A 14,054-nucleotide genomic window follows, 5' to 3' on the forward strand; every position below is an offset into this window, starting at 1 on the left:
AGCCTGCGCATAGCCGGGATGCTTTCCCGCTTGCCGCTTCGTATAAAATGGATGAGTTATTTCTTCTTCAAATACAGGGTCATTTCCTCCCTGTTGTGGAACAGCTGCCTGGCGCCGAGAATGTCGAAAGCCGCAGACAGGCGGCTCTTTACTTCCCGGATCGTCTGCAGCGGCTTGCGGTGCATCAGCTTGACCGTCACAATCGCCGTCCCGCCCTGCTGCAGAGCCGGAACGAGATCGAGGACGAGCTTCGTCATCTGCATCGGGCTCCAGCTCATATCGCAGACGAGCAGATCGAAAGCGCCGGGCTGGAAGCTCACTTCAGCCGCATTTTTGCGGAGCACGGTCAACGTCCGGTAAGCGAGCAGCGACGGATGGAGCTCGGCGGGATCGATTGCGGTCACCCGCAGCCCGCGCTCCAGCAGGAGCGACGTCCACCCTCCCGGAGCCGCGCCGATGTCGACCGCGTTCCGGAAGGAGGCGTAATCGAGCCCGAACTCTCTTTCCGCCTCCAGAAGCTTGAACTTGGCCCTGGAGATCTGCCCTTCCTCCTTCTGGAAGCGTACCGCTCCGCCCGGCCAGTCGGACAGCATCTCGGCAGGCGTTCCGATGCCGGCATACAGCGTATCCCGGGATGCATATACCGCGACAAGAATCTCGGGATGCTTCTGTTCCGGCTCCGCCCCGCACTGCTCCAGCATTGCGGCCGCGACGGCTTTTGTATCCGCCGCAGAATAAGGATAAGGGCTTCCTTCCGCTTTGCGTACGTGGACGCCCGCGCGCTTGCCCTCGAGCTTGCCGCGGGAGAGCCGGATCCAGTCGCTGAGCCAGTCCAGGTCGTCCGCATCGGCCGAAATCGACCGAACAACGTCCACGGGCTGCAAATGCCTCAGGAAAATCGGCTGTTCCGCCTTGATGGACGCCAGCACCGCCTCTTGTTCAAGCGGCACTTCAAACAGAAAAGCTTCCCCCGGGGAAAGCTGCGTGATGGAGATGCCTTCGAATTGCCTGCGAAGCTCTTCCATCGCATAGGATGCATAACTTTTATTCGCCGTTCCGATCCACTGACTCAACCTGCTGCACCATCCGTTCCTACTTTGATCCAAGGCCTGCCATGCGCCCATTCCACCGTCAGCGGAAGCTCATAGGCATCGCCGAGCACGCGTTCCGTCAGCACTTCCTCCTTGGGTCCGGAAGCAATCAGCCTTCCGTCCTGAAGCAAGGCGACATGAGTAAACATAGGCATGATTTCTTCCATATGATGAGTGACATAAATGACGGTCATGCTGCGGCTTCCAAGCTTGCACGTCTCCGCGAGCAGCTTCTCGCGCTCATACAGGTCCAGTCCGGAGCAAGGCTCGTCCAGAATCAGGATGGCCGGGTCGCTCATGAGCGCTCGCGCCAGCAGCACTTTCTTGCGCTCCCCTTGCGACAGCGTTCCGAACGGCTGCAGGGCGGCATGGCCGAGCCCGCATTCCTCAAGGAGTCTCAGCGCCTTGTCCTTCACGTCTTTCGGGATCTCTTGGTAAAAGCGCAAAAAAGCATACTCTCCCGTAGCCGCCACTTCCCATACAGGATCGGCAAGAGCCAGCTTCTCCACGAGCGACTGGCTGATGTAGCCGATCCTCTTGCGCACCTCGCGGACATCGCATTCCCCGTACCGGTTGCCCAGCACCTCGACCGTTCCGGATGTCGGGAACATATAGCCCGTCAGCATTTCGAGAAGCGTCGTTTTGCCGGAGCCGTTGCGGCCCAGCACGACCCACTGCTCGCCCGGCTGAACGGTCAGGCTGACATCCTGAAGAATCTCGCGTTCCTCTCGCTGCAGCCTCAAATGCTGCAAGGATATGATTGCCATGCTGCTCACCCGTTCTTCTCTTGAATTGATGCGGCACCGGCCGTTCCGCCGCCTGCCGCCCTGGCAAGCGTCTCTTCCGGCATGGAGGCATAGGAAAGACGGCTTCCTGCCGGAAGCGAGTCCGACAGGAGCTTGTACATCATTTGCCTGCCTTCCGTACTGGATGTATGCAGATAAATTTCCTGCGGATAACGGCCGCTCTCCGCGATATAGCGGGCAACCTCGATTCCCGTGGGCTCGCCCCATCCGAGGTCGAAATCCAGGGAGAGGATGCCGATGTCCCCGGAAGCGATGAGGGCGATGCATTCCTCGGCATTCCGGGCATGGACGAAGCCTTCCGGACAACGGCGGAAATCATCTAAATAGACATGGATCAAGTCCGTTCCTCCCATGACTTCATGATCGACAGCTGCTCCCGGTGCGTGCCGTCTGCGCCGGAAGCCGTCTCCAGGACGGCGGGAATGCCGGGGAGGGCTTCAAGCAGCCACCGGAGTCCGGCGTCGCCTACAACGCCTTCTCCCAGCCGGGCATGGCGGTCGCGCCGCGAACCGCTGCCGTAGGCGGAGTCGTTGAAATGAAGGGCGGCGATATGGTCCAGGCTGCCGGCCTTCTCCGCGTCGGCATGCCACTGCGCTCCGGGGTCGCCTTTCCATATTCCGCTGGCGAACAGATGGCAGCTGTCGAGGCAGAAGGCGATCTTGGAAGGCTCGCGGCAGAGCGAGCGCACTTGCGCCAGCTCCTCCAGCGTCATGCCCATGAAGCCGTGATTGCCGGCTTGATTCTCGATAAGAAGCTTGCATTTGCCGTCCCAGCGGCTTGTGATGTCATCCAGCGTCCCGATCATCAGCCGGTAGCCTTCCAGCGGATCCGCGCCTTTGTAAATGCCGAAATGGACGACGACGCCAAGCGATCCGCATGCCTCCGCGATGTCGAGATCGTTGAGCAAAGATTCGGCTGTCCGCTCGCGGACGGAAGCATCCTCCGAGGCCAGGTTGTTCGGATAAGGAGAATGGGCGATGGACGACAGTCCATGCTCCTGACACCATTCCTTGCAGCGCTGGGCGTCGCGGTGATCGAACGTTTTGACGCCGAGACTGCGAGGATTTTTGGGGAAGTATTGGAAAGAGCCGCAGCCGAGGGCCGAAGCCCTTTCCGCCGCGGCCCGATATCCGCCTCTGGTGCTGAGATGGCAGCCGATCCGGTTGTCTGGCATGGCTCAGGATTCCTTCTGGCAATCCGGACAAAAGAATACTTTGCGCGAAGACATTTCATGCTGCTCGATCGTCCCGCCGCAGCGGTAGCATTCGCCGCCCGGACGGTCATAGACTTTGCAATCGTCGTTATAGCCGCCTGTCGACTCGTCTCCGGCCTGGAACGGATGCTCCATATAACCGCCTCGGGTGCGCGCCTCCAGCAGCATGGAATGCATCGCGTCGTACAGCCGCGAGAAGGACTCCTCGCTCAGCGCGCCGAGCTTGGCGTCCGGGCGCAGCTTCGCTTCCCAGGCGATCTCGTCGGAATAGCAGTTGCCGATGCCGGCGATGACGCTCTGGTCCACCAGCACCGTCTTCAGGGCGCTCCGCTTCTTGGCCTGGAGCCTGGCGGTGAACGCGGCCAGCGTCAATCTCGGATCGAAAGGCTCGGGACCGAGCGCGGCCAGCTTCCCTTCGGTTTCCTTGGCGGAGAGCAGATGCAGGTAGCCGAGCCGCAGCCCGATGAAATACAGGTTGCCGCTGTCGAGGTCCAGCTGAACCTGAACGGTTCTGTCGGGCCGCTCTTCATCGGAACCGTAGAACATCCAGCCCCCCAGCATGAGATGCAGAAGCAGCCTTTCTCCGTTGTCCAAATGAAAAATCAAATGCTTTCCGCGCCGCTCGACGAACCAGATCGTACGGCCCTCCAGCCTGGAGACGAACTCTCCGGCCGGAAGATTGACCGACTTCTCCCGCTCGACGGCGACCTTTCGAATCCGCTGCCCGGCGACGGAAGCGCCCAGCAGCATCCGATAGTGGTCCATTTCAGGATATTCCGGCATGAAGTCTCGCTTCCTTTCCCTCGTGTTGTTCTTTTTATCGCCCTATGTACTTCAATATATACGATTGCAGATCGGCGAGCGAGCCGCAGGCGGCATCGGGCTCGGCATCCGCCGCTTCCGCGTAGCGGGCATAATTGTCCGGGGTCGTCAGTCCCGTCAGCACAAGAATGGTGCCGCAGCCGCTGTTCTTGCCCGCGGCGATGTCGGTCGCCAGATTGTCGCCGACGACAAATGCCTCTCCTGCCGTCAAACCTAGCCTTTCCAGCGAATAATCCATCAGGATCTTCTCCGGCTTGCCGATGACGACAGGCTTTACTCCCGATGCGGCGGCAAGCATCGCTCCGATGGAGCCCGCTCCCGGAAAGAGCCCTCCATGGGAAGGCAGCAGCAGATCGGGGTTCGTCAGGATGAATTCCGCTCCCGCCAGCAGCTCTCTCACCGCTTCGGAAGCTTTGGCGTAGGAGAAGGCGCGGTCGATGCCCTGGACGACGAGATCGGCATCCCGATCGACCAGCATCAGGCCCGCCTGCTCCAGCTCTGCCGCCAAGCCTTCTTCTCCGATCAGGAACACCCTGCCGCCCGGAAAGCGTTCGGCCGCATATCGCGCTGCCGCCTGGGAAGAGGTGCATACTTCGTCCGCTTCCGCATCCACGCCCATCTCCCGCAGCCTCTTAGCGACGGCCTCGGGACTGGAGGAGGAGTTGTTCGTCACATATTTGTAGGGAACTCCACCATCGCGAAGCGCCCTCACAAGAGAACCGGCCCCATCGACAGCCTGCTCGCCCCGATAGATCGTTCCGTCGAGGTCGAGCAGGAGGCCGCCGATCGGCCGGTCCGGCGCCGGCATTCCCGGCAAGCTGTACGTTTTCGTCATCTGTCAACCTCCAGCATGGCGCCCGCCGCCCCCTCCGCATTTGCGGCGGAGCCTGTCGCGCCGCTTGAGCAAGGCTTCCTGCCCGGCCCGCTCCTTGGCGCTGCGGTAAGCATGCGGCCTGCACGCGAACAGCCCGATCGCTTCTTCCGCATAGGCGAGAGCCGAGTGGACATCCTTGCGCTTGTGTTCGTAGAACATGGCCAGCTCCACATGGGCGTCCACATTCGGAATAAGCGCCGTCCTCATGCAGGCGGCGGCTTTCTGCCACAATACCACAGCCCGGTCCCAATTGCCAGTTTTCTTCGCCCTCATCGCCAGCGAGTGCCAAGCCGAAGGAGCCGGCTCCTCCGAGGCTTCCACCATGGCGAAAAGACGCTCGGCGTCAGCCGTCCGGCCCATCTTCTCCAGCCATAATCCGGTGCGCAGCCGCTCTTCGTTCTCCTCGGGCATCGGCATCCGCTCTCCGATGGCCCCGGCGAGCAAATGGCCGAAGCGGATGCCTAGGCAGGCAAGGGTGACCATATCCTGTTCGTTATGGCGGAATACGCCCTCCAGCACATCGGGATCGCCTTCCGCCAAATAGTGGAAGTAAAGCGCCGGCGCCAGCGATCCCGGCACATCGTCCGTTCGGAAGATGCCGAGACGCTCTTCTTCGACATGGCTGAGCTTGCAGGAGACAAGCGTGTTTTTCCATATGCTTCTCGACGGGTGGAGAAAATCGAGATGCAGCAGCTCAGGCGTCCCGCGGAAGCCGTTCATGATGAACCGGGATTGAACGAGCGGCCAGTCGAAGGAGCGCCCGTTGTACGTTCCGAGCCAGCGGAAGCGCGGCAGCAGGAGCAGCAGCTCCTGAAGCATCGCCCTCTCCTCGGCGGGATGGCGGATCAGGAACTGACGCAGGATGAAGGCTCCATCCTCGAAATACGCCAGCCCCATCATGAACGGAACGTTGCCCGTTCCGGCTCCGAGGCCGGTCGTCTCCAAGTCGAGGAAGAGGACGTTCTCGGCATGAGGCGCTTCGCCTGCCTCCGGATGGAAGGCGCCGAGCTGTCCCGCCGTTCCGGCCCATTCCGAGAGAAAATGATGCCCGCTGCGGTGGCTGAGCGGCAGCGTGATCCGCCTCTCCAGGCAATCGCCGGCTTCGTTCGCGACGAGCTTCACGCCGTGGCGGTCCCATTCCGGGCCGGCCGAAGCCAGCCCGCCCGCTGCCGCTTCGGATGCAGATGGTTCCTGCACCGGCTGTTTCTCCGGAAGATCAGCGGATGCGGGAGACGCGGCGGCTTGATCCTCTGCGTCTGCAGGCTTGATTCCCTTCAACCGGTTCATTTTCTCGCGCAGGCTGCTCATGAGCCGCCTCCTCTCTTTTCGCTTCCGCTGTCGGCCATGGATCCATGCCGCTCTTGCCGGGCTTCCGGCACAAGTTTTCCGGCCTTCACGAGCCTATTCTTCATTGCCCGCCTTGCGGGCCTGTCCGCCTTGACGATCCTGTAAGCTTTCATAACCGCTCCAGAAGCCGGAGGCTTCTGCGCTTGAGGTCGCTTCCTTCCATTTCCGTGCCGATGCAGGAAGGGCATCCATCCTTGCACGGGCATCCGGAAATCATGTTCAGCGCCGCGTCCCGGACCTCGTCGAACCGCTTGTACACCTCGTCCGCCAAGCCGATGCCTCCCGGATAGTGGTCATAAACGAATATCGTCGGCAGCTGCGTATGCGCCGCCTTGATCTGCGGCACGACATGGATGTCGTTCCGGTCGCACATCGCCAGCACGGGGACGATATGCTTGAGCACATGGGCGATGCCGAGCAGGAGCTGCTCCAGCGTCTTGGCGCCGATATCGTCGTCGACCTGCCTGATCTCGATCCAGGCCGAAGACGTATGCAGCTCCTCCTCGGGAAGATGGATCGGCCCAGAGCCGATATTCTCGAACGTCGACATCTTGATCTTCTTGAAGATCGTCGGGATGGCATTGACGGTGACATCTCCGAAGTGCAGGGAACCGGCCCGCCGCTCCTTCGTCTTGTCGATTTCCAGCACCTTAAGGTTGATGGCTAGATTCGCGTCGGTGTAATACTCCACGTCCACTTCGCGCACATAGGCCTTTTTGTGGTCCCAATCGAGCTTCTCCACCTGGAACTGGACGCCCTCATGAAGGTAGATCGCCTCGTCATGCAGCAGCGTCATGGCGCTGAACCGGTCCATCTCCCCGATGATCCGCACGTTGGCGACGTCGGACTGGTCGACGATGACGACGTTCTCCTGGGATGCGGAGCGCAGGCTGATGCCGCTCGCCGGGAACGACTGGTTGGCCCAGTAGAACGTATCGGCGTTTTTGTGCAGCACTCTCTCCTCGACCAGATACTCCATGATGTCGGCGACATCCAGAGGACCGTATTCCTCATGCTCCTTGAAAGGCAGCTCGTAAGCCGCGCACTTCAAATGGTCGACGAGGATGATCAGATTTTCCGGGTTGATCCGCGCCGCTTCCGGACTCCGCTCGAAAAAGTAGTCGGGGTTGTGGACCATGTACTGGTCGACCGGCGTCGATCCGGCCACCATGACGATCAGCGACTCTCCATGGCGCCGTCCCGCCCGGCCTGCCTGCTGCCAGCTGCTGGCGATGCTGCCGGGGTAGCCCGTCATGACGCATACCTGGAGCTGTCCGATGTCGACGCCGAGCTCCAGCGCGTTCGTGCTGACGACGCCGAGAATATCGCCGCTCCGAAGCCCCTTCTCGATCTCGCGCCGCTGGTTCGGCAGGTAGCCGCCCCGATAGCCGCGGATCGACTTCGGGCCGATCTCTTTTTTCACAAGCTCCTGGATGTGGCTAAGAATGATTTCGACCCGGACTCGGCTTCTGGCGAAGATGATCGTCTGGATCTTGTTCTTCAGGAATTCCTTGGCTAGATTGTTGACCTCGACGGTCGCGCTCCGCCTGATGTTGAGCGCCTGGTTGACGACGGGCGGATTGTAGAAGACGAAATGCTTCCGCCCCCTCGGAGCGCCGTTGTCGTCGATCAGCCTCATCGGGCTGCCGGTCAGATGCTCCGCAAGCTCCCGAGGATTCGCGATTGTCGCCGACGTGCAGATGAATACCGGACTGCTGCCGTAGAACGCGCAAATCCGCTTCAGCCGCCGGATGACGTTGGCGACATGGCTGCCGAACACGCCGCGATAGGTATGCAGCTCGTCGATGACGATGAACTTCAGGTTCTCGAACAGGCTGACCCACTTCGTATGATGGGGAAGAATGGCGGAATGGAGCATGTCCGGGTTGGTGATGACGATATGCCCGGCCTTGCGCACGAGCTGCCGGATCGCCGGAGAAGTGTCCCCGTCGTACGTGTAGCTTTTGATGTCGATGCCCATTTCCTGGATGATTTCATTCAGCTCGCTCTTCTGGTCCTGGGCGAGAGCCTTGGTCGGAAACAGATACAGCGCCCGGCTCGAATCGTCGTCCGCGATCTGCTGCAGCACGGGCAGATTGTAGCAAAGCGTCTTGCCCGAGGCGGTCGGCGTCACCGCAACCATGTTTTCCCCTTTTCGGACCGCCTCGTACGCGCTGCTCTGATGCGTGTACAGCTCCGCGATGCCCCGCTTGCCGAGGGCGTCCTTGATCCGCGGATCGACGCTCTCGGGCATCGGCCGGGTCCGCGCCTCCTGCGGTTCGATCTCATGCCAATTGGCTATATGTTCATTTTCGCGCAGCTCCTGAATCAGCTCGGAAAGAGTTTTCTTTTTCATCCTGATGCCGTCACCTCTTCTAGTGACATTTTAGCGAATATCTGTTCGTTTTGCCAGAAGAATAGAAAGAGAGTCCGAGAGAGACGGGAGCCTGGAGCGTCCTTCCGCGCTCCTCATCATTCGTATCGTTTATATTTTATTGTATTAACTATTAATATCGGCAAATATGGATTCCATTTTCGTTGCCCGCACAGCCATCAATTTCGTTGCGGCATTCTCCTTCTTCACGGCGCATACGAGCCGCCGAAAGGCAAACGGCCATTTTCCGCCGATGCGGAAAATGGCCGTTCCTGGAACCTTATCGACGGCAGTCCTGCCGCCTTCCGGCTCAAATCAAGCAGTAGCCCCCCGGCTCCTCTTCACCCTGTCTGGGAATAGGTAAGGTCAGCAGGTCGGCTCCCGCATAGGATTCTGCAAATATGCCGCGCGCCTCGGCGACCAGCGCCGGCATGTCCTCATCTCGGTAGCGGCTGCTGAAATGCGTCATGACGAGTCTGCGCGCACCCGCTTCGGCGGCTGCCGCAGCCGCCTGCAGCGTCGTGGAATGGCCGTAGGCTTTCGCTTTGGCCGCCATCGCCCCTTCAAACGTCGCCTCGTGGACAAGAAGATCCGCATCCTTGGCCAGGCGTACGATCGCCGGGCAAGGAGTCGTGTCGCCGAGTATGGTGACGATCCGCCCCGGCAATGCAGGTCCGAGCACGTCGCTGCTGCGGATGACGCGTCCGTCGTCAAGCGTGATGTCCTGTCCTTGCTTGAGCAGCCCGAGCTGAGGGCCGAACGGGACGCCTAATGAACGTGCCTTCGCGGAGTCGAGGGCGCCGGGCTTGTCCTTCTCGACGATTCGGTATCCCCAGCTTGCGACGCGGTGGTCCAGCCTGTCCGCTTCGACGGCATACAGCTCATCCTCGTAGACGATGCCGGGAGCCAGCTCGGTGATTTCGAGCTCATAGTCCAGATGCGAGGCTGTCAGCCTGAATACGGCCTGCACGTACTCCCGGATTCCTTCCGGCCCGAACAGACGGAGCTTGCCTGCCCCGGGGTGGTAGGAGCGGCTGCTGAGCAGTCCGGGCAAGCCGTTGACATGATCTCCGTGCATATGCGTGATGAACACGGCTTCGACCTTGCTCATCTTGAGCGGAGTGCGCATCAGCTGATGCTGGGTCGCCTCTCCGCAGTCGAACAGCCACACCGAGCAGCGCGGCTGCGGAAGCGTCAGGGCAACGGAGGTCACATTGCGCAGGCGCGAGGGCCTGCCGGCGCCGGTTCCCAATAACGTCAGTTCCATTTATGGCGGCTCCCCCTTCCATTCCAATTCCTTTAGGCTTTATCGACGTTGAAATATTTGGCTTCGGGATGGGCGAACACCATCGCGGACACGGATGCTTCCGGCTCCATCATGAAGCCCTCGGTCAGCTCAACGCCGATATCCTCGGGATGAAGAAGCTCGAACAGCGGGCCCTGGTCCTCCAGATTCGGACAAGCCGGATAGCCGAACGAAACCCGGACACCCTGATAGCGGGCGCCGTGGCGCTGCTTCATGGTCATGTCCGGAGAATCCGGGATGCCCCACATATCCCTCATCATATGGTGAACGCGCTCCGCCATCCCCTCCGCGACTTCGAGAGCGACCGACTGCAGGGCGTGGGAGCGCAGGTAGTCGCCTTTGTCCTTCCATTCTCCGGCCAGATCGCGTACGCCTTCTCCCGCCGTCACGACGAGGAATCCGACATAGTCCATGATGCCGCTGTCCACGCTCTTCAGATAATCGGCCAGGCACAGGTAAGGCTCGACCTGCTGGCGCGGGAAGCTGAAGCGCTTGAGAATCCGGGAAGGATCCTGCGGATCGTACACGACGATATCGTTGCCTTCCGATTGGGCCGGGAAAAACCGGTACATGCCGTGAGCCCGGATAATTCCTTCTTTAACCGCTTCATGCAGAATGGAATCGACCGTATCCTTGAGCTGCATGACCTTGGGCTCGCGAGCGGCCAGCAGCTCCTCCACCTTGCCGCGCACGCCGAGATGATGGCCGAGCAGCATCTGCATGTTCACATAAGGAACGATATGCGGGATAGGGACGTTGCGCAGAATATGGCGGTCCAGATCCGGCGGCAAATACACGGGAGCATCGCGGTTGACGGTAGAGCGGGCCGCGCGGCTCTGCTGCGGCAGCTGCGGCTTCTCCTCCACGGCGACGGCGCCGCTGGCCTTCGCTTCGGCATGCTCTTCATTCAAGCGGGCGCGATGGTCTTTGTCCATCAGCTTGTTGGCGAGGTCGAGGCCTTCCATGGCGTCCTTGGCGTAAAGCACCAAGCCGTCATATTCCGGACCGATCCGCGTTTTCGTGAACTTGCGGGTCAAGGCGGCACCGCCGACCATGATCGGGACGTCGATATCGGCATTGCGGAGATCCTGGGCCGTGATGACCATCTGCTGCGCGGACTTCACCAGCAGCCCCGAAAGGCCGATGGCGTCCGCCTTTTCCCTGCGCTGGGCTTCGATCAGCTGCTCAGGCGGCACTTTGATGCCCAGGTTGACGATATGGTACCCATTATTGGAAAGAATAATTTCGACCAGGTTTTTGCCGATGTCGTGGACGTCGCCCTTGACGGTGGCAAGAATGATCTTGCCCTTGACCGACGACTCTGTCTTCTCCATGTGAGGCTCGAGATGGGCGACGGATGCCTTCATGACCTCGGCGCTCTGAAGCACCTCGGCGACGATGAGCTCGTTGTTGTTGAACAGCCGTCCGACCTCGTCCATGCCTTTCATGAGCGGTCCGTTGATGATCTGCAGAGCGGAATATTTGCCGAGAGCTTCGTCCAGATCCGCGAACAAGCCTTCCTTGGTTCCTTCCACCACGTAGGAAGCAAGCCGCTCTTCCAGCGGCAGATTGGACACCTTCTCCTTCTTCTCGACCTTCTTCTCCCGGAATGCGGCGACGAATGCGGCCAGCGTCTCGTCGTTCGTGCGGTAGATCAGATCCTCGGCCAGCTTGCGCTCATGCTCCGGAATGGAAGCGTACCGCTCCAGCTTCTCCGTATTGACGATCGCGTAATCGAGGCCTGCCTTGGTGCATTCGTAGAGGTAGACAGAGTTCAGCACCTCGCGTCCGGCTTCCGGCAGCCCGAAGCTGATGTTGCTGATCCCTAGGATCGTATGGCATTTCGGCATCGCCTGCTTGATGAGCCGGATGCCTTCGACGGTTTCCTCGGCCGATCCGATGTACTGCTCGTCGCCCGTCCCGACAGGGAACATGAGCGGGTCGAAAATGATATCCTCCGGACGGAGTCCGTATTTGTTCACGAGCAGGTCATAGGACCGCTTGGCGACCTCGAGCTTGTCCTGCCTTGTGATGGCTTGTCCGCGCTCGTCGATCGTGCCGACGACGACGGCTGCCCCATATCGGTGGATGATCGGCACGACCTGCTCGAATTTCTCCTCGCCGTCCTCCAGGTTGATGGAGTTGATGATCGCTTTGCCCTGGCTGTATTTGAGCGACAGCTCGATGACCGCGGGATCGGTCGTGTCGATGACGAGCGGCGCCTTCACGAGCTTGACGACGATCTCGAGGAATTTCTTCATGTCCTCGCTCTCGTCGCGGTCCGGATCCTGGAGGCAGACGTCGATGACATGGGCGCCCTTCTTGACCTGAGCGCGGGCGATTTCAGCCGCCTCCTCGTATTTGCCTTCCACGATGAGGCGCTTGAACTTGCGCGAGCCGAGCACGTTCGTCCGTTCGCCTACCATATAGGGACGGTTGTCGGATTCGATGTAGACCGTCTCGATGCCGGATACAGCTGGAGGATGGCTGCCTCCGCGGCCGCGCGGGGCGTACCGGCTCATCGTTTCCGCCATCGCCCGGATATGCTCCGGAGTCGTACCGCAGCAGCCGCCGGCGATGTTCAGCCAGCCGTTCTCGGCGAATGCGCCCATCTTGAGGGCAAGCGACTGGGGAGATTCATGGTAATGGCCGTTTTCGTCCGGGAGGCCCGCATTGGGGTAACAGCTGACGGCCGCCAGAGAGATCTCGCTCAGCGTGCGGATATGGTCGCGCATGAATTCCGGACCTGTCGCGCAGTTGAGCCCGATCGAGATCGGATTGAGATGCTCCAGGGAGATGTAGAAGGATTCGATATTCTGGCCGGCCAGCGTCGTGCCCATCGGCTCGATCGTGCCGGATATCATCAGCGGCAGCGTCTTTCCCGTCGCCTCGTAAGCGTTGCGGATCGCAATGCTGCCCGCCTTGACGTTGAGCGTATCCTGGGATGTCTCCAGCAGCATGCAGTCGACGCCGCCCTCGATCAGGGCGACCGCCTGCTCGAAATAGCTGTCCACGAGACCTTCAAAGGTGACGCCGCCTGTCACCGACAACGTTTTCGTCGTCGGACCGATCGCGCCCACGACGAAGCGCGGATGCTCGTCGGTGGAATATTTGTCCGCCGCTTCCCTCGCGATGCGCGCTGCGGCGAGATTGATCTCCCGGGCCCGCTCCGGAATGTCGTACTCGGCGAGGACGATGCTGGCTCCACCGAACGTATTCGTCTCGATGAGATCCGCTCCCGCCTCCAGGTACTGCTCATGGATGCTGCGGATGACCTCGGGCCGGGTCAGCACAAGCATTTCGTTGCACCCTTCCAGCTCCTCGCCGCCGAAGTCATCGGCCGTCAGATCGACCTGCTGGATCATCGTGCCCATGGCCCCGTCCAGAATCAAGATTCGCTTCTCAAGCATTTCCTGCAAACTCGGCTTCGACAATCTTCTGCACCTCTCCGTCAAAAATCGTTATCCTTTAGTCTATCAGATGATCGCGGGAGTGAAAAGAACTGTAATCGACAACCCCCGAAAGTTGATTTATAATAGAAATTAGCGCTATATTCAATTCATTTCAATGGGAAAAGAGGGAATTGCCGATGGCTGAAATCCGCATCCGCAATACGAACGAACGCATTTCCGGCGATGAGCAAGTAAAAGCATTTTTGGATTCCCAGGAAGTGCTTTACGAGCACTGGGACATGAGCAAGCTCGACGCGTCCCTGCAGGAGAAGTTCACCCTGAGCGACGACGAAAAGGCCTCCATCCTGGAAACGTTCGACTCCGAAATCCGCGATCTGGCGGGCCGCCGAGGCTATCAGATCTGGGATATCATCACTCTGTCCGAGTCGACTCCGAATCTGGACGAGCTGCTCCAGAAATTCGAGAACGTCCACACGCATACCGAGGATGAAATCCGCGCTATCACAGCAGGCAAAGGCATCTTCATCATCAAGGGCTCCGACGACGTCGGCTACTTCGACGTAGAGCTAGAAGCCGGAGACGTCATCTCCGTTCCGGAGAACAAGCCGCATTTCTTCACCCTGATGGAGAACCGCAAAATTGTCGCTGTCCGTCTGTTTATTGAGAAAGACGGCTGGATCGCCCATAACTACTCCGATCCTGAATTCCAGAAAGCTTGATTTGCCGGCGCCAAAAAGGCTGCCGCCCGTCGTCTTCGGTTGAAGACGGGGCGGCAGCCTTTTTATTCGGGGATGACCGTTCCAGTCGC

General features: G+C 60.1%; 11 protein-coding genes. 1 reads left to right on the forward strand and 10 read right to left on the reverse strand.

Translation table 11 applies throughout. The features are described from left to right. Nucleotides 1-56: 56 nt before the first annotated feature. The 10 genes from PHU01S_RS01740 to metH all read right to left on the reverse strand — a co-directional run bounded on the left by PHU01S_RS01740 (nucleotide 57) and on the right by metH (nucleotide 13,267). Nucleotides 57-1,073: an SAM-dependent methyltransferase gene (locus tag PHU01S_RS01740; protein ID WP_246029115.1), complete on the reverse strand. Its 1,017-nt coding sequence runs from the start codon at nucleotides 1,071-1,073 to the stop codon at nucleotides 57-59. Then, a complete protein-coding gene (locus tag PHU01S_RS01745) occupies nucleotides 1,070-1,852 on the reverse strand; it encodes an ABC transporter ATP-binding protein (RefSeq protein WP_174806336.1) in 783 nt (260 codons plus the stop codon). The genes PHU01S_RS01740 and PHU01S_RS01745 overlap by 4 nt, the downstream gene beginning before the upstream one ends. Before the next feature lie 11 nt (nucleotides 1,853-1,863). Then, nucleotides 1,864-2,250 carry a cyclic-phosphate processing receiver domain-containing protein gene (locus tag PHU01S_RS01750; protein ID WP_307721768.1) on the reverse strand — a complete coding sequence of 129 codons (387 nt, stop codon included), beginning with the start codon at nucleotides 2,248-2,250 and terminating at the stop codon, nucleotides 1,864-1,866. After that, nucleotides 2,232-3,071 carry a deoxyribonuclease IV gene (locus tag PHU01S_RS01755; protein WP_127505764.1) on the reverse strand — a complete coding sequence of 280 codons (840 nt, stop codon included), beginning with the start codon at nucleotides 3,069-3,071 and terminating at the stop codon, nucleotides 2,232-2,234. Before PHU01S_RS01755 ends, PHU01S_RS01750 begins: the two co-directional genes overlap by 19 nt. A gap of 3 nt (nucleotides 3,072-3,074) precedes the next feature. Further along, complete coding sequence (locus tag PHU01S_RS01760) at nucleotides 3,075-3,893, reverse strand: Fpg/Nei family DNA glycosylase (RefSeq protein WP_049867300.1); 819 nt, start codon at nucleotides 3,891-3,893, stop codon at nucleotides 3,075-3,077. 34 nt (nucleotides 3,894-3,927) lie between these two features. Further along, nucleotides 3,928-4,767: an HAD-IIA family hydrolase gene (locus tag PHU01S_RS01765; RefSeq protein WP_021877455.1), complete on the reverse strand. Its 840-nt coding sequence runs from the start codon at nucleotides 4,765-4,767 to the stop codon at nucleotides 3,928-3,930. Nucleotides 4,768-4,770: 3 nt separating this feature from the next. Next, complete coding sequence (locus PHU01S_RS01770) at nucleotides 4,771-6,114, reverse strand: ribonuclease H-like domain-containing protein (protein ID WP_127505766.1); 1,344 nt, start codon at nucleotides 6,112-6,114, stop codon at nucleotides 4,771-4,773. A 148-nt stretch (nucleotides 6,115-6,262) separates the two neighbouring features. Beyond that, nucleotides 6,263-8,509, reverse strand: coding sequence for a DEAD/DEAH box helicase (locus tag PHU01S_RS01775; protein WP_127505768.1), 2,247 nt, complete (start codon nucleotides 8,507-8,509; stop codon nucleotides 6,263-6,265). A 328-nt stretch (nucleotides 8,510-8,837) separates the two neighbouring features. Then, complete coding sequence (gene rnz / locus PHU01S_RS01780; protein ID WP_049867297.1) at nucleotides 8,838-9,794, reverse strand: ribonuclease Z; 957 nt, start codon at nucleotides 9,792-9,794, stop codon at nucleotides 8,838-8,840. A gap of 32 nt (nucleotides 9,795-9,826) precedes the next feature. Next, a complete protein-coding gene (gene metH / locus PHU01S_RS01785; RefSeq protein ID WP_048745887.1) occupies nucleotides 9,827-13,267 on the reverse strand; it encodes a methionine synthase in 3,441 nt (1,146 codons plus the stop codon). A gap of 155 nt (nucleotides 13,268-13,422) precedes the next feature. Here metH and mtnD point away from each other — a divergent pair, with 155 nt between their 5' ends. Next, nucleotides 13,423-13,965, forward strand: coding sequence for an acireductone dioxygenase (mtnD, locus tag PHU01S_RS01790; protein WP_127505770.1), 543 nt, complete (start codon nucleotides 13,423-13,425; stop codon nucleotides 13,963-13,965). The last annotated feature ends 89 nt before the right edge of the window (nucleotides 13,966-14,054 follow it).

Source organism: Paenibacillus humicus NBRC 102415 (assembly GCF_004000905.1).
Lineage (GTDB): Bacteria > Bacillota > Bacilli > Paenibacillales > Paenibacillaceae > Paenibacillus_O > Paenibacillus_O humicus.

Excerpts from the sequence above, each read along its gene's own strand:
- PHU01S_RS01750 (WP_307721768.1), bottom strand. The coding sequence starts at position 2,250 with ATGGGAGGAACGGACTTGATCCATGTCTATTTAGATGATTTCCGCCGT.
- PHU01S_RS01755 (WP_127505764.1), bottom strand. The coding sequence starts at position 3,071 with ATGCCAGACAACCGGATCGGCTGCCATCTCAGCACCAGAGGCGGATAT.
- PHU01S_RS01760 (WP_049867300.1), bottom strand. The coding sequence starts at position 3,893 with ATGCCGGAATATCCTGAAATGGACCACTATCGGATGCTGCTGGGCGCT.
- PHU01S_RS01765 (WP_021877455.1), bottom strand. The coding sequence starts at position 4,767 with ATGACGAAAACGTACAGCTTGCCGGGAATGCCGGCGCCGGACCGGCCG.
- PHU01S_RS01770 (WP_127505766.1), bottom strand. The coding sequence starts at position 6,114 with ATGAGCAGCCTGCGCGAGAAAATGAACCGGTTGAAGGGAATCAAGCCT.
- PHU01S_RS01775 (WP_127505768.1), bottom strand. The coding sequence starts at position 8,509 with ATGAAAAAGAAAACTCTTTCCGAGCTGATTCAGGAGCTGCGCGAAAAT.
- rnz (WP_049867297.1), bottom strand. The coding sequence starts at position 9,794 with ATGGAACTGACGTTATTGGGAACCGGCGCCGGCAGGCCCTCGCGCCTG.
- mtnD (WP_127505770.1), top strand. The coding sequence starts at position 13,423 with ATGGCTGAAATCCGCATCCGCAATACGAACGAACGCATTTCCGGCGAT.